This is a genomic window from Ferrovibrio sp. (assembly GCF_029255545.1).
Lineage (GTDB): Bacteria > Pseudomonadota > Alphaproteobacteria > Ferrovibrionales > Ferrovibrionaceae > Ferrovibrio.
The window spans coordinates 18,039-39,663 of record NZ_JANLJJ010000094.1 but is presented as its reverse complement, the minus strand read 5'-3'; the positions used below and the strand labels follow the sequence as shown (position 1 = coordinate 39,663).

General features: G+C 58.8%; 20 protein-coding genes. 11 read left to right on the top strand and 9 right to left on the bottom strand.

Annotated elements, in window-relative coordinates:
- Positions 1-95 precede the first annotated feature (95 nt).
- The 3 genes from Q1J79_RS18475 (at position 96) to Q1J79_RS18465 (ending at position 1,151) form a co-directional block, all read left to right on the top strand.
- Positions 96-305, top strand: a complete 210-nt coding sequence (locus Q1J79_RS18475) for a hypothetical protein (protein WP_300303283.1) — start codon at positions 96-98, stop codon at positions 303-305.
- A 133-nt stretch (positions 306-438) separates the two neighbouring features.
- Positions 439-633, top strand: coding sequence for a hypothetical protein (locus Q1J79_RS18470; protein WP_300303281.1), 195 nt, complete (start codon positions 439-441; stop codon positions 631-633).
- 74 nt (positions 634-707) lie between these two features.
- Complete coding sequence (locus Q1J79_RS18465; RefSeq protein ID WP_300303279.1) at positions 708-1,151, top strand: hypothetical protein; 444 nt, start codon at positions 708-710, stop codon at positions 1,149-1,151.
- A 55-nt stretch (positions 1,152-1,206) separates the two neighbouring features.
- Here Q1J79_RS18465 and Q1J79_RS18460 read toward each other — a convergent pair whose 3' ends face one another.
- From Q1J79_RS18460 to Q1J79_RS18420, 9 genes are all read right to left on the bottom strand, one after another.
- On the bottom strand, positions 1,207-2,370 hold the full coding sequence (locus Q1J79_RS18460; RefSeq protein WP_300303277.1) for an NAD(P)/FAD-dependent oxidoreductase: 1,164 nt from the start codon (positions 2,368-2,370) through the stop codon (positions 1,207-1,209).
- A gap of 17 nt (positions 2,371-2,387) precedes the next feature.
- Positions 2,388-3,227 carry a phytanoyl-CoA dioxygenase family protein gene (locus Q1J79_RS18455; protein ID WP_300303275.1) on the bottom strand — a complete coding sequence of 280 codons (840 nt, stop codon included), beginning with the start codon at positions 3,225-3,227 and terminating at the stop codon, positions 2,388-2,390.
- Between the two features lie 239 nt (positions 3,228-3,466).
- Complete coding sequence (locus Q1J79_RS18450) at positions 3,467-3,904, bottom strand: RidA family protein (protein ID WP_300303273.1); 438 nt, start codon at positions 3,902-3,904, stop codon at positions 3,467-3,469.
- A gap of 49 nt (positions 3,905-3,953) precedes the next feature.
- Positions 3,954-4,712: an SDR family NAD(P)-dependent oxidoreductase gene (locus Q1J79_RS18445; RefSeq protein ID WP_300303271.1), complete on the bottom strand. Its 759-nt coding sequence runs from the start codon at positions 4,710-4,712 to the stop codon at positions 3,954-3,956.
- Positions 4,713-4,719: 7 nt separating this feature from the next.
- A complete protein-coding gene (locus tag Q1J79_RS18440; protein ID WP_300303269.1) occupies positions 4,720-7,032 on the bottom strand; it encodes a bifunctional salicylyl-CoA 5-hydroxylase/oxidoreductase in 2,313 nt (770 codons plus the stop codon).
- Positions 7,029-8,192 carry an NAD(P)/FAD-dependent oxidoreductase gene (locus tag Q1J79_RS18435; protein WP_300303267.1) on the bottom strand — a complete coding sequence of 388 codons (1,164 nt, stop codon included), beginning with the start codon at positions 8,190-8,192 and terminating at the stop codon, positions 7,029-7,031. Before Q1J79_RS18435 ends, Q1J79_RS18440 begins: the two co-directional genes overlap by 4 nt.
- A gap of 43 nt (positions 8,193-8,235) precedes the next feature.
- Positions 8,236-9,783, bottom strand: a complete 1,548-nt coding sequence (locus Q1J79_RS18430; RefSeq protein ID WP_300303265.1) for an indolepyruvate oxidoreductase subunit beta family protein — start codon at positions 9,781-9,783, stop codon at positions 8,236-8,238.
- A gap of 14 nt (positions 9,784-9,797) precedes the next feature.
- Entirely contained in the window at positions 9,798-11,948 is a 2,151-nt protein-coding gene (locus Q1J79_RS18425) for an indolepyruvate ferredoxin oxidoreductase subunit alpha (RefSeq protein ID WP_300303263.1), read from the bottom strand.
- A gap of 26 nt (positions 11,949-11,974) precedes the next feature.
- Positions 11,975-12,583, bottom strand: a complete 609-nt coding sequence (locus tag Q1J79_RS18420; protein ID WP_300303261.1) for a MarR family winged helix-turn-helix transcriptional regulator — start codon at positions 12,581-12,583, stop codon at positions 11,975-11,977.
- Between the two features lie 340 nt (positions 12,584-12,923).
- Here Q1J79_RS18420 and Q1J79_RS18415 point away from each other — a divergent pair, with 340 nt between their 5' ends.
- From Q1J79_RS18415 to Q1J79_RS18380, 8 genes are all read left to right on the top strand, one after another.
- A complete protein-coding gene (locus tag Q1J79_RS18415) occupies positions 12,924-13,928 on the top strand; it encodes a hypothetical protein (protein WP_300303259.1) in 1,005 nt (334 codons plus the stop codon).
- Between the two features lie 39 nt (positions 13,929-13,967).
- On the top strand, positions 13,968-15,116 hold the full coding sequence (locus tag Q1J79_RS18410) for an NAD(P)/FAD-dependent oxidoreductase (protein ID WP_300303257.1): 1,149 nt from the start codon (positions 13,968-13,970) through the stop codon (positions 15,114-15,116).
- Positions 15,103-15,972: an alpha/beta hydrolase gene (locus Q1J79_RS18405; protein WP_300303255.1), complete on the top strand. Its 870-nt coding sequence runs from the start codon at positions 15,103-15,105 to the stop codon at positions 15,970-15,972. The genes Q1J79_RS18410 and Q1J79_RS18405 overlap by 14 nt, the downstream gene beginning before the upstream one ends.
- Before the next feature lie 241 nt (positions 15,973-16,213).
- A complete protein-coding gene (locus Q1J79_RS18400; RefSeq protein ID WP_300303253.1) occupies positions 16,214-17,809 on the top strand; it encodes an ABC transporter substrate-binding protein in 1,596 nt (531 codons plus the stop codon).
- Positions 17,810-17,820: 11 nt separating this feature from the next.
- Complete coding sequence (locus Q1J79_RS18395; protein ID WP_300303251.1) at positions 17,821-18,762, top strand: ABC transporter permease; 942 nt, start codon at positions 17,821-17,823, stop codon at positions 18,760-18,762.
- Positions 18,763-18,849: 87 nt separating this feature from the next.
- Entirely contained in the window at positions 18,850-19,638 is a 789-nt protein-coding gene (locus Q1J79_RS18390) for an ABC transporter permease (RefSeq protein ID WP_300303249.1), read from the top strand.
- A 5-nt stretch (positions 19,639-19,643) separates the two neighbouring features.
- Positions 19,644-20,642 (top strand): ABC transporter ATP-binding protein, encoded by a 999-nt coding sequence (locus tag Q1J79_RS18385; protein WP_300303247.1) that lies wholly within the window; start codon positions 19,644-19,646, stop codon positions 20,640-20,642.
- Positions 20,639-21,625 (top strand): ABC transporter ATP-binding protein, encoded by a 987-nt coding sequence (locus Q1J79_RS18380; RefSeq protein WP_300303246.1) that lies wholly within the window; start codon positions 20,639-20,641, stop codon positions 21,623-21,625. Before Q1J79_RS18385 ends, Q1J79_RS18380 begins: the two co-directional genes overlap by 4 nt.

The following is a 21,625-nucleotide window of genomic DNA, read 5'->3' as shown; positions in this document are numbered from 1 at the left end:
AATCATTTCGGGGCAGAAGACCTTTCAGTCATTGAGTCCAACAGAACAGTACGAAGTGCAATACGTCATTAATTTATTGCAGTCACGAGATGATAGTGGGTCATCTGACCGCAGAGACGCCAAAGACCGGGCGCGGAACTCATCAAGTGAGTTGGCGAATTATGCGAACAGACTTAAAAGATGCGCTGAAGCAAATAACTTTAATGACGACTGCTATTCAGAGTTTCGTCGGACAAGAAGTGCGCACGGGGATTATGAAAGCGCAGTATCAAGCGTCAGGAGTTACTGCAATTAAGTTCGCCTGAATGCACCTTTATCTTCGGATCATGCGGTCATCAGATACCTGCAAGATGGGCACATCCGGAAAGGCTGGGGGATGGCTAGGAGGCTGAAAGGTCTTAACAGTCTAACGAAAGGCATGGCAACCAGGAGATCCACATGGCTATCGCGAGCGCACTCAGAATCTTCCTTCCCACCTTTATGGGCTTCGGTTCAAGCCTGACGTCATACACGCTTATGCCATTCGGCATCGTCACCTCCTGGTGGACGGTCTTTGGAGTCGGGTTGCTCGCAACCTCCGGCATGTTCGTCGTCTGGCGATACCTGGAGATGCGGTATGGCCCGTTCGACTGAGCGGCTCAAGCTGCACTAGACGCAGGCGGGTCCGATGGTGAACCATTCGATGGCAGGCAGGTATCTGACGTCGAATGGTAAAACTTGGGGAATGGGCAGGCGAACCGCCGTCTGAAGCTCGGCGTGACCTTCACGAAGGTCCGGGTGACGGCCGTGTCGAAATCATCTTCGGGGTGCTTCCCGACGGCACGGTAGTTCATGTCGAAAACGTAGAGCGCGGTAAGAAGTGCAACTGTGTTTGCGCTGCCTGCAGGCGGCCGCTTGTCGCCTACAAGCGGCCGCCGATGGCTCTGCATTTCAAGCATGCCGCTGAAGAGAAGAAAGGGTGCAAGAATGCGCCCGAGACCAACATGCATTTCTACGCCAAGCAACTCGTGTATCTAAAGAAACGACTCTTGCCCGATACGCCGACGATTGATGACAGCGGTTATCCCAATCCGCGGTTCCTCTTCGGCAAAGAAATCACCGAACTTAACGCTCTTAAAAACGCGCTGCATCCGATGGCCACCGAGTTCTGACTTTTGGTTAAAGTACTCGCGAGGTTGATTCCATACGGCTCGCTTTTCTTCGTCGCTAGACAGTATTTGATCGAGAGGCGGCAGAAGGCTCCATGCCTTCTGTCCCCATGGGAATATGTAGAGCGGTCTTCAGATGCTGGCCGCGTAGCCACTTGATTTTAGGGATTAACGAGAATGCCAGGGACCTCATGTGATCCGGCCATAATGTCAGCATGCTGTAGAAAGACGAGTAGCGCTGAGTATGGTCGGTGAGCGGGCGCTCTCGCTTTTCCCATTCGATAAGGCGAGTTGGGATGTCCTTGGCGTCTTCAAGCATCACGGCCATGCTCAGGCTGTTCATCATTGCGCATGCACCAGCTTGGCCAAGATTCGGAGCCATAGCATGGGCGGCATCGCCAATAATAACAGTCCGGCCAGTAGACCAGTGTTTCATTTTCACGACCTCAAACCGATCCCATCTAGCGTCTTTGTCCATTCTAGCAAAGAGAGAAGTCAAAGCGGGGAATGCTTGAGACCAAAGCTCTTTGTCGATGGGAATTGATCTTCCTTTTACATCGGAATTCAAGGTCGTCAGGGCTACATATAGATCGCTATCGCTGCAAGGGGCAATCAGTACACGTTTATTTCCGGACCAGTATTCGATATTCTTCTTCGCATCCGGATTGATAAGTTCCTCGGGAAGTCTCGGTAGCATCATACGTATCGCACCGTCCTTCAGTGGATATCGGCGGTACGGCACTCTTAGAACGTCGCGAAGGCGGGAATGGATTCCATCGGCGACGATCACCAGATCAGCCTTCATTCGCTGACCCTTCTGATTTACGATCTCGCCATCTGAATTGGCATTCACAATGGTCGAGTCTGTAACGATCTCGGCTCCGGACCTTCTTGCGGCCTTCTCCAGCGCGGCAACAACCTGCTCGCGGGAGATTTCAAACATACGTGTAGCATATTGTAAGGACGAGGTCGTTCTTCCAAAGGCATCACGGGTCTCTCGCTCTATACCTTCGCGAGCGCCGTTCGTAGCGTCTTCCTCAGCCCCGATAGCGCGCAAGACACGTAAAGCATTTTCAAAGATCGATAAGCCAGATCCCACCACTCGCACTTCCGAGACACGCTCGTGCACGCGAACAGACCATCCGCGTTGGGCAAAGGCCGCTGCCGCTGTTAGCCCGGCCATGCCTGCTCCAACGATCTCCAGATGCCGACGAGTCGTCATAGCTTTTTCTCTTGACCCTAGTTTTCCCAAAAGCGCCTTAGCAGGCCGGTTCTAGGCCAGACTTGTGGAAAGAGATCCGTGCCGAATTTATCTCCGTCCTTTAGTCCGCTGGGGAAAATTGGCTTCGGGCCAAACTTGCGCTCAACGTAAGTTGCGTCATCGCCAGAGTATCGAAAGGCGATCGCCCGCCTTCTTGTGCTGGACGTGTCGTTTCCAGGAGCGCCATGAAGGATGAGCAGGTGATGGATTAGGAGATCACCCGGCTCCATGTCGAAATGGAAGATATCGTACTTGTCGCGGTTTTTCTCGATTTCCGGCATTGGCTGGAATTCCACTGCATTTGCTTCTTCGCCGGTCGCGAATCCGACGGGGCGGTACCAGACATTGTCGCGGAAGCTGCCGCGAACATACTCCAAGGCACCGCTCGAAAGGTCGACGGGATCGAGTGGTAGCCAGCAGGAGATAGTTTGGCTGCCGTTGTACCAGCCATAAGGTTGGTCCTGATGCCAAGGTGTCGGCACCGGAGTGTTCGGCTCCTTTGCAAACAGGACGTCTGCAAGAAGATGGGAGACGCTTGACCTCATGAGCTTTGCGGTCACTGCAGGCAATGGCGACTCACACTGAAGCTGCCAAAACGTTTCGTTCCGGGTCCACATAAAAGTGTCGTACAGATTTCGACCACCCTTGCTCTCGTCAGCGCGGGCCTGCGGACCGGGATTGGCTAAAACTTCCTCTACCGCATCTTGGAGTTGCTTGATCCAGTCGTGGTTGAGGACCCCGCGAAGGCAAACGACGCCCTCTCGATAATAAGTTTCGATATCTTCATCACGCAGGTTGTATTTGGTATTACGCGCCATCTTGTCCTCCACTACGAGATATTCTCGTTGCATTGTTCGAGGGAACCATACGCACGCTAAGACAGCTGAAGTACTAATGTTTGTTTCATTCGCCAGCGTCTTTAAGCGAAAACATATGAAATTACATACATCATTACAAGTATATTTTTTAATGATTCAATGATTAGCCGTCTTCGGATGAGGTTGGCCTTTACGACCCGGCGGCCTTAAAACCGCATAAATACAGATTGCGTCGCTGTTCAATAAATCGCGTGCTCAAACAAAAGCCGAGCGCCCATTCGTTCTACAGGGGGTTCTAGGACAGCCGTTGTCTCAATCTCAATAAGTGCTGCGTCTTCCATCAAAGAGGAGACCGCAACGACTGCCATTGCCGGAAAATGCCGACCCATGATTTCACGGTAAACACGGCCAACTTCTTTGGCTTGGCTCAGATAAGTGGCTTTGTCGGTAATATACCAAGTCATACGGGCAATATGTTGAGGGCCAGCGCCGGATTCTGCTAGCACAGCTAGGGTATTGCGGAGTGTCTGAGCGAACTGGCCGACAAACGACTTATCTTGGAACTTCTGGTTCTCATCCCATCCGATCTGACCGGCGACAAAGACCACGCCGCGCGCTTCAATGCCGTTGCTATATCCCCTTGGCGACGTCCAGTTCGCCGGTTGAAGCACTCTCATAATTTTCCTCTCAATGCCGGCTATTGAATCTCCGAGACGTCGTCCGACATCACATGACCTCGCCGCCTGCGATAGCAATAGCTTGGCCGGTTATGGAGCGCGAGTCCGGTCGAACTAGCCATCTGACCGCACCCGCGATCTCCTCTGGTTCTATCAACCGATCCTGAGGATTTGCGGCTGTGAAGGCGGCGCGCGCCTCCTTTAGTGTCTTGCCAGTTTTCCTTATGATCGTATTGACCGCAGTGCGGATGATGTCAGTATCAGTGCAGCCGGGACAGACTGCGTTGACGGTGACTCTTGTTGCGGCTAGCTCAATGTCCAGAGAGCGTGTCAAGCCGAGCAGAGCATGTTTGGTAGCCACATAGGCAGAGGAGTAATCGTAGGCCTTTAGCGCGGCAGTACTGGCAATATTGATTATACCCCCGTCGCCATGGCTGCGCATACTGTCGATAACCTGCCGGATGGTATTTACCGCACCGAGAACGTTGGTTTGCCACATGCCATTCCAATCGGCATCCGTCTGTTTCAGAAAAGGTGCCGTTCTCACAATCCCGGCGTTGTTGACTAGCACACCGATAGGACCATGGTTGGCGGTGGCCTGATTAAACGCTGCCGACACGCTTTCGGTGTCGGTCACGTTGCAGGCGACTACCTTGGCATTGCCTATATCGCTGGCGGCTCGTTCTAGGCGGGATCTATCTCGTCTCAACAAGCTTAAGGCGAAGCCATCATGGGCTAGGCCTCGGGCAATAGACAGACCAATTCCAATACCGCCGCCGGTAATGACGGCATGCCGTATGACGCTCATGATGTTTCTATCGTTTCGTCTGAGCAGCGCGGGTCATGTTGACTTCAAGTTGACGGTAGCCGGAAAGGTATTGCTTCGGTACCGGTGCCTCGTCATATCCGTGCATCGCAGCCGCCCTAAGTACCCAGCTCGGGTCTATCTGATGCGGTCGCGCTATGGCACAAAGGTCAGCGCGTCCGGCCGCAATGATTGAGTTGACATGGTCGGGTTCGAAAATGTTCCCAACAGAAATTGTAGGAATCCCCACTTCGTTTCGGATTTTATCTGAGAACGGGGTCTGGAACATACGGCCATAGACCGGCTGCTCTGCCTTGGTGACCTGACCGGACGAGACGTCAATGATGTCCACGCCCGCCTCGACGAAGGCCTTGCTGATTTCGACGGCTTCAGTGGGCGTGACACCAGCATCCCCGACCCAGTCGTGGGCAGAAATACGCACCGACATCGGCTTGTCCGCAGGCCAAATGGCACGCATCGCCCGGAAGACCTCCAGGGGATACCGCAGCCGGTTCTCCAGCGACCCGCCGTATTTGTCGGTCCGCTTGTTCTGCATCGGGCTGATGAATCCGGACAGCAGGTAGCCGTGGGCGCAATGAAGCTCAATCATATCGAAGCCCGCCCGGTGAGCCCGGGTGGTTGCCGAGACGAACTGCTGAAGAACCAGATCCATGTCGGCGCGGGTCATTGGCAGAGGGGCCTGGTTATCCGGGGTCCATGCGACACCAGAAGGCCCCATTACATGCCAGTTGCCGTCCACGAGTGGCTTGTCGATGCCATCCCAGGCATTGCGGGTCGACCCCTTGGAGCCACTATGGCCAATCTGGATACACATCTTGGCGCCAGTCTGGTCGTGGACGAAATCCACGATGCGACGCCAGGCTGATTCTTGTCCGTCGTTCCAGATGCCTGGGCAGCCTGGCGTGATGCGGGCTTCCGGAGAAACGCAGGTCATCTCGGTATAGACCAGCGATGCCCCGCCGAGTGCCCGGGCACCGTAGTGGACAAGGTGAAAGTCGGTCGGCATGCCATCGACCGCCGAATACATGGCCATCGGTGAGACGACCACGCGGTTCCGCAGCTCCATGCTCCGGAGTTTGACTGGGGTGAACATCGGAGGCGCCGGAGCGCGGTTGTCGCGGTTTACGCCCTGGCGGTCTGCGAACCAGCGCTCATAGCCCTCCAGCCAGCCCTTGTCGCGCAGGCGCAGGTTTTCGTGGCTGATGCGCTGGCTACGGGTCAGCATGGAATACATGAACTGCTCGGGCTCAAGGCGGTCACAGTAGCGGTCGCCGCAAACCTCGAACCATTCCATGGCGTTCCAGGCAGCATTCTGGATGCGCAGGGTCTCGACCCGGCGGAGTTCTTGGTACTTGCTCAGGACTTCGCCAAGGTCATGGTCGCCATGTGTCTTGATCTGCCGGACCAGTTCGATGGCGTCTTCCAGGGCAAGCTTGGTGCCCGAGCCGATTGCGAAGTGGGCTGTATGGACTGCGTCGCCCATCAGGACGACATGGCTGCCGTTCTTGTTCTTCAGCCACCACTGGTCGCAAACCACGCGCTGGAAGTTCAGCCAGGCCGACCCGCGCAGGTGACGGGCGTTGGTCATCAGCTTGTCGCCTTCGAGCGTATCGGCGAACAGCTTTTCGCAGAAGGCGATGGACTGCTCCTGGTCAGCCTTGTCCAGACCGTGCGCCAGGAATGTGTGTTCCGGACACTCTACGATGAAGGTCGAGGTCTTTTCATCGAACTTGTAGATGTGGGCCTGAAACCAGCCGTGCTCCGTCTTCTGGAAGTCGAACGTAAAGGCGTCAAACAGCTTGTTGGTGCCCAGCCAGATAAATCGGTTGGGGCGAACCACGATATCGGGCTTGAAGACTTCCTGGTACTTGGTGCGGACTTTGGACGAGATGCCGTCGCAGGCGATAACCAGGTCTGCATCCGGGTAGTCCTCATCGGAGTCGACTTCGCATTCAAAGACCAGCTTTACGCCGATGTCTTCGCAGCGCTTCTGCAGGATATTGAGGAGCTTCTTGCGACCGATGCCGACAAAGCCGTGGCCACCGCTGCGGATGGAACGGCCCTTGAAGCGCAGCTCAATGTCATCCCAGTGCGCGAAAGCCTGCTCGATCTGTCTGGCGCTCTCCGCATCCCATTCGCGCAGGCTTTCCATCGTGGCGTCCGAGAAGACGACACCCCAGCCGAAGGTGTCGTAGGGCCGGTTCCGCTCGACGACCGTGATGTCGTGGGCGGAGTTCAGCTTCTTCATTAGCAGGCCGAAATACAGGCCCGCCGGACCACCTCCGATGCAAACAATCTTCATTTCCTGGCTCCTTGGACATTGGGCACCCAGTCGGTCTTGGTGATCGGCACCGATGCGGCGCCGGTCGCAAGCTTCGAAAGCACCCAGGGATGGCCTAGGAAAGCTTTGGTGATGTCCGGGCGGTATTCATCAGGGACGTTGGCGATTTCGTTGAAGAGGCTTGCCCAATGCTGGCAGGTCTCCACCGTCGGCCGCATGGCCTTTTCCCATTCGGCCAGGCCTTCCGGAATGTCGCGCGGGTCAGTGACATTCGCCATATAGGCGGCCAGCGCGAGACCATTCTGCATCGCCATGCCGCCGCCCTGGCCGAGGTTCGGCGTAGTCGCGTGTGCAGAATCGCCTAACACGCAGGTGCGCCCGGCTGACCAGGTCTTGCAATGAATAATTGTATAGACCCCCCAGCTGACGGCATCGTTGATGCGGTCGAGCAGGAACGACCATGCTGGGAAGCTTTCGCGCCAGCATGGGCGGATGCTGACATCGCGGGCTTCCTTGTCGTCTTCCCGGCAAGTCAGTGCCAGGTAGACTTCCTGCTCGTTAATGGGCGTGATGAGCAGGCGCCGGGTGCCGTTCCAGCATTCAATGAAGTTGCCACGCACTTCTTCCGGCATCTCGGCCTGAGTGGCCTTGACGATGGTGCGAAGCGCGCCTTCATAGCTGCGGACCCGGCTTTGTTCGACACCGATACCGCGGCGGACGGCGGACCAGATGCCGTCGCAACCGATGGCAAGGTCAGCCTGCAGCTCATCGCTGTTGGCGAAGACGAGTGTGCCGTTGGCTTTCGCGTCCACAACTTCCTTACCGGTGACGATTTTGACTCCGGCATCGCGGGCGGCTTGTTCCAGGCCTGCCAGCAGATCCGCCCGGGGAACCGCTACGATACGGCGGCCAGGTGGCAGCCTCGCGGGATGGACCAGGTTGTTCAGGCGGTCGCGCTGTTCGACGCCGCGGCCCAGGAACGGGTTGCGCATGACGCGGTCATAGGCACCCAGTTCGGAAAGGACGTTCAGGCCATTGTCGCGCAGGTAGATGCCCGAGCCGGAGACACGCAGTTCAGGACGGCTCTCAAAAACAGTTACCTTCCAGCCGCGCTGGGCAAGTGCTGCTGCTGTTGCCAGGCCGCCGATGCCGCCACCACTGATAATCGCTTCCAGACCCATCCCTAAATCCCCTCGATGCGGGTTGTCGTTCGTTATTGAGCTGTTACGCCCCTTGAGGCGCTTCGAATGCTGTTCGTACTGTCAGAATGGAGCCGTCGAGCGCCTTGCCGTCTTCATCAGCCAGGGCCGCCGTACGCAGGCGCCGCAGCCAGCCACTGGCATCCGGCTTGCCCACAAGGAACGGGACAATGGCCATCAGCTTGTCGAACTTGGAGTTGCCCCTGGCATGAGTGTCGGAATAGCCCTTCACCAGTTGCCGGGTCGCGAGGACTTCGACGGCCAGGTCGTAGTCCGTCCAGACGACGTCATGGGCGACCTGCAGCCAGTTGGCGATATGGAGCTGTTCGTTTCGGTGACGCAGCAGTCGGCGACGGATCGGCTTCAGGGCTGACACCAGATAGAGCGTCATGAACCAGAAGACCGTGCCGGTCTGCACGCGACGGCCGCGGTTCACCAGCTTGTCCAGCCACTGGAACAGCTTGGGCTTGCTCTCAATCCAGGCGCCCAGGGCAGCTGGCATCGTCCCGGCTATTTCTTCCATGCGGGGATGCATGAATTCAGTGAGGTACATGAGCTGGTCCGACTTCTTGCCGACCTCGCGGTCAATGCGGCCGACGCGGGTGGAGCGCGTCTTCAGGTCCGCCACCCGGATGACATCGTCATAGGACATGGCCACGGCGATGTACTTGGCCGCGGCGAAAGTCAGGGACTCCTGCTGCCACTCGCTCGCATGCGGGTCGAGTTCGCAGAGTTTTGCCACGCGGCTCAGGTATTCATGTGCGTAGGCAACATCCTGGTAGTCGGTAAGCCGCTTCACACCGGCATAGAGCATGGAATGAACGGCCTCAGGAAAATCCCGGCGGATGCGCTGGAGCAGGTCGTCCAGCACCGGGACACCAACGGACGCCGGTAGGGAGGCCATCGTCTTGACGTGGCCCTCGACCACATACGGGATGGGTTCCTTGGCCTGGCTGTAGCCGCCCTCAAAGGCATCCAGGTTGGCCTGGCTGGCGCGGTGATCGCCGCCAATCACATGCAGGAAGGCTTCCTTCGGGAAGGGCAGCAGGCCGCTACCGGCCAGCGCACCCAGCATGGTGGCCGAGATATGGCTGCCCGCACGCTCAGCCAGGGCCTGCATGTCGAACAGGATGGCCTTCTTGGCCGCGATGCCGGTCGCATCCAGGATGGTGTTGGAATCGATGACGCCATCGCCGGGAAGCTGCTTCTCCAGCACGGCAAAGACGCGATGGGTGGAGGCAATCAGTGCGGTGCGGTCAGGAGTGACCAGGCCCTGGAGCATCGAGCGGCCAGCTTCAACAAACTCGGCTGCCAGCACGATGTCGACGTCGCCGCGGGTCGGAATCAGGGAGAGGACGGGTGGCTTGCCATCACGGGCCGGTAGCATCTCGATGTAGTAGACGGTGGCGCCGGTACGCTGGGCCACACCGGGAACCGAGCTGCCTTGCGCATACCAGCCCTGTTCCTCGGCTACCTCGATGATCCAGTCAGCCAGCACGCCGCCGCCCTGGCCGCCCATGGCCAATACAGCGAGCGTAATCGGGCGCTCAAAGGTCTCGCCGTTGACCGTCATCTGACCAACCGAGCTCATGGGAACACCACGCGGTTGGCTTCACGGCGGTTCTGGAAGAAGGAAATAACGGCGCGGCGTACACCGGCAACCAGCTGGTCCCAGCGGGTCGGGTTGGAAATGATGTCGGCCCGGTAGAACGAGGGACACAGTACAGCGGCTTCCGAGACTTCGCCGCAATTGCCGCAGCCGACGCAGGAGTTGTCGATGGCGGCGACTGGGTGGTCCTTCAGCGGGTCATCGGTGTGCTTCACCGACAGTGACGGGCAGCCAGAGAGCCGGATGCAGGCGTGGTCGCCCGTGCAGACATCTTCGTCGACGCCGAAACGCCGGCGCACCATGCGCTTGCCAGCCTTGACGGCCTTGTTGAAGAGCGGCTTCTCACGGCGCTGCCGGTTCAGCATGCATTCCGAGGAGGCCACGATAACCTTCGGGCCGGTCTCTTCCGTGGTCAGGGCTTCCTTCAGAGTATCCCGGACCTTGGCAACGTCGTAGGTGCGGTCGATATGGCGCACCCATTTGACGCCTATGCCCTTAACGGCATCGACAATCGAATTGTTGGTCGAGCGCCGGTCGTTTTCCGCGCGGGAAGACGGGATGTCCTGACCACCCGTCGCCGACGAATAAAAATTGTCGACAACAATGATGACCTGGTCCTGCTTGTTGAACACAGCATTGCCGACGCTGGTCGACAGGCCGTTGTGCCAGAAGCCGCCGTCGCCCATGACGGAGATGGCACGCTTGGACGACGGCACATTGAAGGCTGACGCCGAGGCCGGTCCCAACCCGTAGCCCATCGTGGTCGCGCCGATATAGAAGGGCGGCAGGATAGAGAACAGGTGGCAGCCGATATCGGCGGAGACGTGATGCTGGCCGAGTTCCTTTTCGACAAGCTTCATGCCCGCGAAAATGGGCCGCTCCGGGCAACCCGTGCAGAAGCCGGGCGGCCGTGGCGGCAGGGTCTTGGCGAGATCCGCAATCTTGGGCTCCGCCAGCACCTTGTCGGCGCTCGGCATTGGCGGGCGGTTGCGCAGCAGGTCCTTGGCTGAAGCCTCCAGGAAGGCCTCGATGCCCTTGGTTACCACGGCAGCGCCGTAGTCGCCGGAACGCGGCAAAACATCCTTGCCGAAAATCCGGGTGTTGATGTCGCGACGGCGCAGGATGGTGTTGATGATTTGCTCCAGGTATTCCGGGCTGCCTTCTTCCACCATCAGGACGGCACGCTTGGTGGCGCAGAACTTCGCCACTTCATCGTCGACCAGCGGATAGGTCACGTTCATCACGTAGATGGGAATCCGCGAGTTGCCGTAGGAGTCGGCGAGGCCAAGGAACTGAAGCGACCGGATGAGCGAGTTGTAGATGCCACCCTGGACCATGATGCCGACATCGACATCATCCGGACCAAAGAACTCGTTGAGCTTCCGGTCATGGATGAACTTGACGGCGGCGGGCCAGCGGAGCTCGTGCTTTTCCTTGTCCTGCAGCATGGACGCCGGGGGCAGGACGATGCGGCTCACATCGCGTTTCGGCTGCTCCAGGGCCTGGCGGAGCGTGAATTCCGGCCGCCGGTTTGCTTTGGTAGTGAACTGGCCATGCACATGGCAGGCACGGATGCGTACCTGGAGCATGACCGGCGTGCTGGAGGCTTCCGAGAGATCAAAGCCATCTTCGACAGCCTTCACGATGGACGGCAGGTTCGGCCTGGGGTCCAGAAGCCACATCTGGGACTTCATAGCGAATGCGTGGCTGCGCTCCTGGGCAATAGAAGAGCCTTCGCCGAAGTCCTCGCCGAGAATGATAAGGGAGCCGCCGACAACACCGCCCGAGGACAGATTGGTCAGGGCATCGGATGCTACATTGGTGCCTGCTGTCGACTTCCAGGTTACGGCGCCGCGGACCGGATACATCACCGAGGCGGACAGAGTGGCGGCTGCGGCAGCTTCGGAAGCAGAAGATTCGAAGTGGACGCCGAGTTCGTCGAGAATTTCCCGGGAGTCCGCGAGAACGTCCATCAAGTGGGAGATAGGGGAGCCCTGGTAGCCAGCGACATATCCGACGCCGGATTGCAGCAGAGCCTTGGTAATTGCGAGGATTCCTTCTCCGTGGAAAGTCTCGCCGTCGCCCAGTTTTAGTTTTTCAACCTCTCGTGCAAACGAACGCTCTGCCATGTCTGTCCTGGGGGCTGGTTATTTGGTCATTGTGATTTGACCAGCCTGCCCTGGGTGGTGGAGCGACGGGGCTTGCTGGTATTCGGTTTGGCCGCAGAATTGTCGGTCGCCAACTTCAGCCAGGGCTCTTGGGGTTGGCTGAGGTGGTCGAAAATCCGGCCGAGCATGCTTTCGAGGGATTTGTGCTCGCTCTTGGAGAGGACATGCAGGGCATCGGAGACGATGAGCTGCGCAGCCGGAAACAGGTCTTCGTAGGTCTTCTTGCCCTGAGGGGTCAGGTAAACGTCCACAATCCTGCTGTTGCTCTTGCGTTTCTCGCGGATGGCGTAGCCAAGTTCTTCCAGCTGGTTGACGATCCGGCTAACGACGGACTGCTCGATGACGGCATCTACAGCCAGTTCGCCAATGCTGGCGATACCACGAGAATCGAGGACCTGCATGATGCGGAATTGCGTCACCGTCATGCCGTACAGGCGGACTGACTGGAGCAGCCGCAAGTTCATGAAATTCATCACCCGGCTAATGTAATGCGGGAAATATCCCTGCATTTTTGCCGCAATCTTGGCGGTGTCGCGCGCAGGAGGACTGTTCTGTTCAGCCGTGCTGCGCTTCCGCTTCAGGTTCGACGTCGCCATCTATTCTCTCCGAGTATCTGAATTACCCACTGACCTATTCGACTGCGGTCAGCGATTCCCCTGTCTGGTGAATATATTCGAGTAATTCATTCTCGCACCTACAAATCTTGACGCCAAAGTCATGTGACTGCTGGCGAAACGGGATTTTGGACAACTGCACCAATCCCCCGAGAACTCTGGAAGAAGCGCGGGATATTGCGCTGCAACCGCTAAATCCGTGACTTCATCTCGTGTGGCTCTGCATAAAAACGCTTGCAGCAACACATGTAATTACATACTATCGATACCAAGCGAGTTGGCAAGCCAAACTTTCATAATCAGGTCGGGGACTGGAATCGGTATGACTCAACAGCATCAAATCCCGTCGCAGATTGTCGCAGCGCTCTCCATGACGCATACGCCGGGTCTTGGTGACCGAATGGGCGATGCGCCCAAGGAACAGGCAGAGACGATGCAGGCGGCGTTCGCTGAGGGGCGTGAGCTGCTGGCCAAGGCGAAGCCCGATGTCATCATCGCCTTCGTCAACGACCACTTCGATATGTATTCGCTGGAGAATATGCCGACATTCTCCGTCTGCGTGGCCGACACGCATTACGGTCCGCCTGAAGCTGCCGAAAAGTGGCTCCAGATGAAGCGGAGGTCCTTTAAGGGCCATGCGGACTATTCACTGGATATCCTGAAGCAGTCGATCGCCGACGGCTTCGATATGGCACGTTCAGGTTCAGCCGAGTTCGTCCATAATGTCCTGATCCCGGTGAAATACCTGATGCCGGACTGCGACATCCCGGTCGTACCCGTTTTCGTCAACTGCTTTGCGCCGCCGCTGCCAAGCTTTCGTCGCTGCTACGAACTGGGTGAACTGATTGGCAAAGTCATAGCCAAGCGGCCCGAGAAGGTGGCCCTGATTGCCAGTGGCGGCATTTCGCATTGGCCGCCTTTCGTGAAGGAAGACGAGCCGAATCCGGACGATCTAGCCCGCCGTATGCTCCGCGTGCAACAGCGCGGTGCCATCGGCCGTGTGGAAGACCCGGGCGTTCGCGTACTCATCCATGAAAAAGAACGTGAGCTGGCTGCGTCAGACCGCGAGATGATTAACATCCAGTGGGACAAGGACCTGCTCGATGGCTTCGCCCGCGGCGACAAAGAGTACTTTACCTCGATGACCTACGACGAGATCGAGCGCCTAGGCGGCAACGGGGGCCATGAAATGTGCCTTTGGGTCGCGTTGATGGCCGCGCTGGGCGGCGCCCCGAGCCGCACGCTGGTCTACGAGCCGGTCAAGGCCTGGATGGGTGGCGTTGGCGTCATCTCCTATGACCAGGCTATCAACGGAAAATCAGCCTAAGCACTGCATTCACCCAAGCTTTCAGCCCTCGGAAGCGACATGACCAGCAACCGTACCGCCGAGGTCGCAGGAGCAGGCATAGCAGGCCTGGCAGTCTCCATTGCACTCGCGCAGCGGGGATGGAAGGTGCGAGCGTACGAACGCAGCCCCTCACTTCGTCCGGATGGTGCTGGCATATACATCTGGGAAAACGGACTCCGGGTGCTGGCGAGCCTCGGCGCCCATGACGAGGCGGTCGAGGGCTGCCATCGCGGGTTCATGCGTGAGACCCGGGACGACCAGAACCGCACGGTCGCCGCGGCTCACTTTGCAAAAATGCCCAATCTTCGGGTGGTCTCAATCACCCGCATGAAGCTCCTGACGGCCCTGTCCAACCGGGCGCGTGAGCTGGGTGTTGAGGTGGTCTTTGGCACTGAGGCGGTGAGCGCCACGCCGGACGGCGAGATCCGCCTGTCGACCGGCGAGATCCGCAAGGCTGACCTGGTGGTCGGTGCCGACGGCATCAACTCCAAAATCCGGGATTCCGTGAACCTGTTGCGTAAGCGCACCCCACTGGCCGACGGCGCCATCCGGGTGATGATACCGCGCCGAATGGATGAGCGTGTTTCCGACGATGGCCGCAAATACATCGAATACTGGAACGGCATGCGGCGCATCCTGGTGACGCCGTGCAGCGACACCGATACCTATCTGGCCTTCACCACCCTGGATACCGACCGTCCGGGCAAGACGGTTCCCATCGATAAATCGCTCTGGAAGAAGTCCTTCCCGCATCTGCGCGACCATATCGACCGCGTTGGCGAGGGTGGCCGCTGGGATTTGTTCGAAACCATCCACCTGAAGCGCTGGCATGAAGGCAGGATCGCCATTATCGGCGACGCGGGCCACGCCCAGGCTCCCAATCTGGGCCAGGGTGGGGGCTGCGGAATGATGAACGCCCTGGCGCTGGCACACTACGTATCGACCTGTCCGACGATCGAGTCCGGCCTGGTCGATTGGGAGCAGCGTGAGCGCCCCCTGATTGAGCACACTCAGAGGGTTTCCTCCATCTACAGCCGTGTCGCTGCCTTGCCGCCGCGCATGCAGACGGTTGTCCTCACAATGGCTGGTAAATCGCGCTGGGTGCTGGACCAGCGCCTGAAAGCGGCCAGACACCTTCCGACAGGGGCTGAGCATGAGTTTCGATGACATTCCGCCGCTCCCTAAGCTGCTGCTGCCCGGCGCGCCTGAGCATGTCGAGCGGGTCATGGACTGGACCCGCAAGACCCAGGGTGAGACGCGAAACGTCATCGACTGCAAGTATGGCGCCGACTACTGGCAGAAGGTCGACCTGTACCTGTCGGAAGACAAGACCGCGAGTAACTTGCCGGTCATCATCTTCTTCCATGGCGGCGCCTGGAGTAACGGCACCAAGGAATGGATGGGCTATATGGCTCCGACATTCCTGGACTTGCCCGCGATTTTCGTCAGCGCCAACTATCGTCTGGCGCCTACAATCCGGTACCCCGAAATCGTCGAGGACTGCATCGACGCCATTGCCTGGGTGCATCGGAATATCGCGCAGTATGGCGGCGACCCGAAGAAGCTCTTCATCAGCGGGCACTCTGCTGGTGGCCATCTGGCCTCGCTTGCCGCGCTCGACACCGTACGTCAGCGGGCGCGGGGTATCCCGGATGGCGCCATTCGCGGTTGCCTGAGCGTTTCGGGCTCCTACGATTTCCGCAATCGCAATGCACCTCCGGGCGCTCCAGAGCGCCGCGTCTACGACGTCGTGCTGTCGCGTGACGAGGATGATACGGCTGCCAGCCCCATCACTTATGTGAACAGCGACACGGTTCCCTTCTTCATCGCCTGGGGCGCGCAGGACCTGCCGCGCCTGATAACGCAGGCAGATGCGATGACCAAATCGCTCAAAGCCGCGAAGGTGCGAGTCGAGACTTTGGAAATTGCGAATGCCGATCACTTCGGCGCGATTGAGGTTGCTGCCGACAAAGCGCATGCGTGGAGCCAAATCGCGCGTCGCTGGGTGAGTGGGGACGAGTAAGCCTGTCGATATCGATCGAAAGGCTTACTCCTGAGGAGCACAAAAGTAGCGGACTTGCATGCTTGCAACTCTCTGGGTTGCGGTGTGCCTTCGCAGTGATGTTGCTGCGCAAGAAATGCGCACAAACAGTATGCTTGCGAAATAGCGAGGCGCGATAATTCGGCTTGTCACTGTTTCGATATATGCAATAACATATGTCATAGTCGTTGTAGGAGACGACCAACCTAGCGGGGTGGACACAATGAAGAAGCGGTTCGTATCAGTTCTGAGTGGCGTTGCGCTTTGCGCATCAGCGTTCATGATGACAAGCACCCTGACCGTCGATGCCTTTGCTCAGGCGACGACCCTGAAAGCGGCGGTTCACTCGCCGCTGCGCATCATTGACCCGGTCAGCAATGTTGCCCGCATCACGCAGATGCACGGCTACATGGTCTACGACACTCTGTTCAGCCTGGACGCCAACGGCGTTCCGAAGCCGCAGATGGTGGGCGAATACTCCAGCTCGGCCGACGGCAAGGTCTGGACCTTCAAGCTGCGCGATGGCCTGGCTTTCCACGACGGCGCGCCGGTCACCAGCGAAGACGCCATCGTCTCCATTGAACGCTGGTCGAAGAAGGACCCGATGGGCGGCGCGCTGCTCGCCGGGGGTTCCTTCTCGAAGGTCGATGACAAGACTTTCAAGCTCGAACTTAGCAAGCCCTTCGGCCTCGTGCTGGAAGCGCTGGGCAAGCCGGGCACCTATGCCCCCTTCATCATGCCTGCGCGCATCGCCAAGACGCCGCATGACCAGCTCATCCAGGATGCGACAGGTTCGGGCCCCTACATCTTCAAGCGGGATGAATGGGTGCCGGGCTCCAAGACCGTTTACGTGAAGAATCCGAAGTGGGTTTCGCGTTCCGAGCCCACATCTTTCCTGTCGGGCAAGAAGGAAGCGAACATCGAGCGCGTGGAGTGGGTTTCGCTCCCCGATGCCAACGTCGCGATGTCGGCGCTTCAGGCTGGTGAAATCGACTACTACGAATACCCGCCGATGGACCTGCTCACCTCGCTGGAGAAGAGCAAGGACGTCAAGCTGGTCAAGGTCGACCCGGTTGGTGCGCAGGGCTGGATTCGCCCCAATCACCTGTACCCGCCTTTCAACAATGAAAAGGCTCGCCAGGCGCTGCTCCTGATCGTGAATCAGGAAGACTACATGCGTGCTCTGGGTGCGCCGACCGCCTACTACCATCCGTACTGCGGCGCCGTCTTCTTCTGCGGCACCCCGCTGGCATCGGAAGTTGGCACTGCGCCCTACAAGAAGGCTGACCTGAACAAGGCCAAGGCCTTGCTGAAGGAAGCCGGTTACAACGGTGAGAAGGTCGTCGTCTATCATCCGACCGACGTCCCCGACATGGATATGGGCGCCAAGGTTACGGTGTCGCTCATGCGCAAGGCCGGTATCAACGTCGAGACCATTCCGATGGACTGGGGCACCTTCCTGGGCAAGCGCCTGAACAAGGCGCCTCCGGCTGAAGGCGGTTGGAACGTCTACGCCTCGCTCGACTTCGGCAACAACATGATGACGCCGACAACGAACCTGTCTCTGATTACGGCCTGCGACAAGGCGACTGCTGGCTGGCCGTGCGACGAAGAGATGGAGAAGCTGCGTGCTGCCTGGCTGGCGGAACCCGATGCTGCAAAGCGTATGCAGATCGTCAACCAAATCCAGGAGCGCTTCTATAAGATTGTGCCGTACATCCCGACCGGTCAGTTCGTCCGTCCGGTCGCCGTGCGTACCAACATTAGCGATGTGAATGCCACCTTCATTCCGGTATTCTGGAATCTGAAGAAGAACTAAAGAGTACCGGGATGCTGCGTTACATATTGAAGCGCCTGTTTGCTGCTGTGCCTGTTATGGCAGTGGTTGCGCTTGCAGTCTTTTCAATGATGTACGCCGCCCCGGGGAATCCGGCGGCGATTATCGCGGGTGACACAGCGTCAGCCGCGGAAGTCGCCGCCATTACCGCCAAGCTTGGCCTCGATAGGCCATTCTTGGAGCGCCTTTGGGTCTGGGTTTTCCAGATGCTGATGGGTGATTTCGGAAGTTCGATTTTCTCAGGCCTGCCGGTAACGACCATGATTGGTCAAGCCATCGAGCCGACCATTGCGCTCACTATCTCGACCACTTTGCTTGCCATCGTCGTAGCTATCCCCATGGGGGTGATTGCCGCCTGGCGGGTGGGCACCTGGATTGACCGCTACATCATGCTAATGAGTGTTGCCGGTTTCTCGGTCCCGGTCTTCCTCGTGTCCTACATCCTGGTCTTTACGATTTCTAATGAACTGCAGTGGCTTCCCGTGCAGGGCTATAAGCCTATCGCAGACGGCTTCATTCCATTCCTGCGCCATATCACGCTGCCCACTATCAGCCTGGGCTTTGTCTACATCGCTCTGATTGCCCGCATGACCCGGGCCGCGATGCTGGATGTGTTGAGCGAGGACTATATCCGGACCGCCCGCGCCAAGGGCCTGGCCGAAGGACCGGTCCTGTTCATCCATGCGCTGAAGAACGCCGCCATTCCGATTGCCACCGTCATCGGTATCGGCATCGCCTTCCTGATTGGCGGCGTCGTGGTGACCGAGAGCGTGTTCGCCATCCCTGGCCTTGGTCGCCTGACGGTGGACTCCGTCCTGCGCCGCGACTACCCCGTCATCCAAGCCATGGTTTTGTTCTTCGCGGGCATCTACGTCATCATCAACCTTCTGATCGATTTGAGCTACGCCCTCTTCGATCCTCGCGTTCGGTACTGACCCGTGGCAGCACATTCCGATACCAACGTCGTGCCACGTCGGCCTTGGCTTGCAACCTGGGCTCGCAAGGTAGTTCCATCACCGACTGTGGGCGGCGTCCTGCTGGCCATCATCGTCGTCCTAATTGTTCTGGCGCCATGGATTGCGCCGTTCGACCCGATGGAAATCGACCCCATCATGCGCCTGCGGCCGCCGAGCACAGAGAACCTGTTCGGCACCGACGCCTTGGGACGCGATATTCTGAGCCGTGTGCTCTGGGGTGGCCGCGTGTCCTTGTTCGTGGGATTCACTGTCGCCGTCGCTGCCACTGGAATCGGCCTTTCAATCGGTCTGTTGGCGGGCTACCTGCGTCGCGGCGATGAAGTCATCATGCGCGTCATGGATGGCCTGATGGCTGTCCCGGGCATCCTGCTTGCCATCGTCCTGATGACCCTGACGCGCGGCAGCATCACGGCCGTCGTCATCGCCATCACGGTGCCGGAAGTGCCGCGCGTGGTCCGCTTGGCCCGTTCGCTCGTCCTGTCGGTCCGAAACCAGACCTACGTCGAGGCCGCGGTCGCGATGGGCACCTCTGAGCCGCGCATCCTGGTGCGGCATATCCTCCCCAATGTGGCTGCACCTCTCATCGTGCAGGCCACATTCGTCATGGCATCCGCCATCATGATCGAGGCTTATCTGGGCTTCTTAGGTATTGGCACCCCGCCGGAAATCCCGAGCTGGGGGAACATGATGGCCGAAGCGCGGTCGACAATTTCGATTGGTCTGTGGGCGATGCTGTTTCCCGGTATCATGCTGGCCTTGACCGTGCTGGCCATCAATCTGTGCGGCGATCGTCTGCGCGATATTCTCGACCCCCGCCTGGCGCGCAGGATTTAGCCCAGATGAGTGAAGCGAACCTTCTCGAAGTCCGAGACCTGGCGACCTATTTTCAGGCGGGGAGCCGCACCGTGCGCGCTGTCAACGGCGTGTCATTTGAGATGCGGCAGGGTGAGACACTGGCGCTCGTCGGAGAATCCGGCTGTGGCAAGAGTGTCACCTCGATGTCCTTGATGCGCCTGGTCGCAAAGCCCGCAGGCAGGATTGTTCGCGGCAGCATCATCTTCGAAGGCAAGGACCTGCTGTCGCTGTCGGAACGGCAGATGCAGCATATCCGCGGCAATGAGATATCGATGATATTTCAGGAGCCGATGACGTCGCTCAATCCAGTACTGACCATCGGCTATCAGATTTGTGAAGCCTTGAGGCTGCATGCTGGCCTGGACAAGGCAGCAGCCAGGGAACGTGGCACCGAGATGCTCCGCCAGGTGCATATCTCGGAGCCGCTGCGCCGCATGAGCGAGTACCCGCATCAACTTTCCGGCGGTATGCGGCAGCGCGTGATGATTGCGATGGCTCTGGCCTGCCATCCGAAGCTGCTGATTGCAGATGAACCCACCACCGCCCTGGACGTGACCGTTCAGGCTCAGATCCTGGATCTGATGCGCGAACTGCAGTCTGGGACCGGTACCGCCATCCTACTGATTACCCATGACCTGGGCGTTGTGGCCGAGACCGCCGACCGCGTCGTTGTAATGTATGCGGGCCGCAAGGTAGAGGAAGCTTCGACCAAGGAGCTCTTCGCCAATCCGCGCCATCCCTATACCAGGGGCCTGCTGGGCTCAGTCCCCAAGCTCGGGTCCAGCCTGCACCCTGGTGCCGCGCCCCGGCTTGCCGAAATCACCGGTGTCGTCCCAGACCTGAGCAAGCCGCTGTCGGGTTGCGCTTTCGCCCCGCGCTGTAAGATGGCCGACGACGGTTGCCGGGAAAACGAGCCGGTCCTGAAATCTGTCGCAGCCGACCATCTGAGCGCCTGCTTTAAGGCCGGGGAGCTTGAGCCATGACCGGTAACCTTCTCGAAGTCGTCGACCTGAAGAAGCACTACCCCCTGACCGGCGGGCTGCTTGGCAAGTCTGAAGGCGTGGTGCAGGCCGTCAACGGGGTATCATTCTCGATCGGACGTGGCGAAACGCTCGCCATCGTAGGCGAGTCTGGTTGTGGCAAAAGCACGGTAGCCCGCTCGGTCCTGGGCTTGATTGAGCCAACCGGCGGTGAGGTGTTCCTTGAGGGCACCAAAATCAGTGGGCTATCGGTTCGCCAGATGCGGGCTTACCGCCGCCACCTTCAGGTCGTGTTCCAAGACCCGTATTCGTCTTTGAACCCGCGTATGACGGCCGCCGAGATCGTCGCGGAGCCGATGCGCAACTATCGCATGGGGTCAGCAGCCAAGCGCCGGGAGCTGGTGGCGGGTCTGTTTGCAAAAGTTGGATTGCGGCCGGACCAGATGGACCGTTTCCCGCATGAATTCTCAGGTGGCCAGCGGCAGCGGCTTGGCATTGCCCGCGCGCTGTCCCTGTCGCCGAAAATCATTGTGCTGGATGAACCGGTTTCGGCGCTCGACGTGTCCGTCCAGGCCCAGATCGTCAACCTCCTGATCGACCTCCGGAATGAGATCGGTCTGTCCTATCTGTTTATCGCCCACGACCTTGCTGTCGTGGAGCACATCAGCGACCGGGTCGCCGTAATGTACCTAGGTCGGATGGTGGAATTGGCGGACAAGCGCAGCCTTTTCGCCAGGCCGCTGCATCCCTACACAAAGGCCTTGCTGTCCGCGGTGCCAATTCCCGAGCCCGGCGCTCACCGGGAACGCATCAAGATGACGGGCGATATCCCGAGCCCCATCCGTCCGCCGTCCGGCTGCCGGTTCCATCCCCGTTGCCCGCTCGCCCAGGACCGCTGCAAGGCTGAGCAGCCCGAATTGCGGACTCTGGCGACTGGGCATCAGGTCGCCTGCCATTTCGCTGAAACGGCGCTCGGTGCCGTTTGA

What these genes read in the sequence shown, in the direction of transcription:
- Q1J79_RS18470 (WP_300303281.1), top strand. Translation starts at nt 439, where the DNA reads ATGGCTATCGCGAGCGCACTCAGAATCTTCCTTCCCACCTTTATGGGC.
- Q1J79_RS18465 (WP_300303279.1), top strand. Translation starts at nt 708, where the DNA reads ATGGTAAAACTTGGGGAATGGGCAGGCGAACCGCCGTCTGAAGCTCGG.
- Q1J79_RS18460 (WP_300303277.1), bottom strand. Translation starts at nt 2,370, where the DNA reads ATGACGACTCGTCGGCATCTGGAGATCGTTGGAGCAGGCATGGCCGGG.
- Q1J79_RS18455 (WP_300303275.1), bottom strand. Translation starts at nt 3,227, where the DNA reads ATGGCGCGTAATACCAAATACAACCTGCGTGATGAAGATATCGAAACT.
- Q1J79_RS18450 (WP_300303273.1), bottom strand. Translation starts at nt 3,904, where the DNA reads ATGAGAGTGCTTCAACCGGCGAACTGGACGTCGCCAAGGGGATATAGC.
- Q1J79_RS18445 (WP_300303271.1), bottom strand. Translation starts at nt 4,712, where the DNA reads ATGAGCGTCATACGGCATGCCGTCATTACCGGCGGCGGTATTGGAATT.
- Q1J79_RS18440 (WP_300303269.1), bottom strand. Translation starts at nt 7,032, where the DNA reads ATGAAGATTGTTTGCATCGGAGGTGGTCCGGCGGGCCTGTATTTCGGC.
- Q1J79_RS18435 (WP_300303267.1), bottom strand. Translation starts at nt 8,192, where the DNA reads ATGGGTCTGGAAGCGATTATCAGTGGTGGCGGCATCGGCGGCCTGGCA.
- Q1J79_RS18430 (WP_300303265.1), bottom strand. Translation starts at nt 9,783, where the DNA reads ATGACGGTCAACGGCGAGACCTTTGAGCGCCCGATTACGCTCGCTGTA.
- Q1J79_RS18425 (WP_300303263.1), bottom strand. Translation starts at nt 11,948, where the DNA reads ATGGCAGAGCGTTCGTTTGCACGAGAGGTTGAAAAACTAAAACTGGGC.
- Q1J79_RS18420 (WP_300303261.1), bottom strand. Translation starts at nt 12,583, where the DNA reads ATGGCGACGTCGAACCTGAAGCGGAAGCGCAGCACGGCTGAACAGAAC.
- Q1J79_RS18415 (WP_300303259.1), top strand. Translation starts at nt 12,924, where the DNA reads ATGACTCAACAGCATCAAATCCCGTCGCAGATTGTCGCAGCGCTCTCC.
- Q1J79_RS18410 (WP_300303257.1), top strand. Translation starts at nt 13,968, where the DNA reads ATGACCAGCAACCGTACCGCCGAGGTCGCAGGAGCAGGCATAGCAGGC.
- Q1J79_RS18405 (WP_300303255.1), top strand. Translation starts at nt 15,103, where the DNA reads ATGAGTTTCGATGACATTCCGCCGCTCCCTAAGCTGCTGCTGCCCGGC.
- Q1J79_RS18400 (WP_300303253.1), top strand. Translation starts at nt 16,214, where the DNA reads ATGAAGAAGCGGTTCGTATCAGTTCTGAGTGGCGTTGCGCTTTGCGCA.
- Q1J79_RS18395 (WP_300303251.1), top strand. Translation starts at nt 17,821, where the DNA reads ATGCTGCGTTACATATTGAAGCGCCTGTTTGCTGCTGTGCCTGTTATG.
- Q1J79_RS18385 (WP_300303247.1), top strand. Translation starts at nt 19,644, where the DNA reads ATGAGTGAAGCGAACCTTCTCGAAGTCCGAGACCTGGCGACCTATTTT.
- Q1J79_RS18380 (WP_300303246.1), top strand. Translation starts at nt 20,639, where the DNA reads ATGACCGGTAACCTTCTCGAAGTCGTCGACCTGAAGAAGCACTACCCC.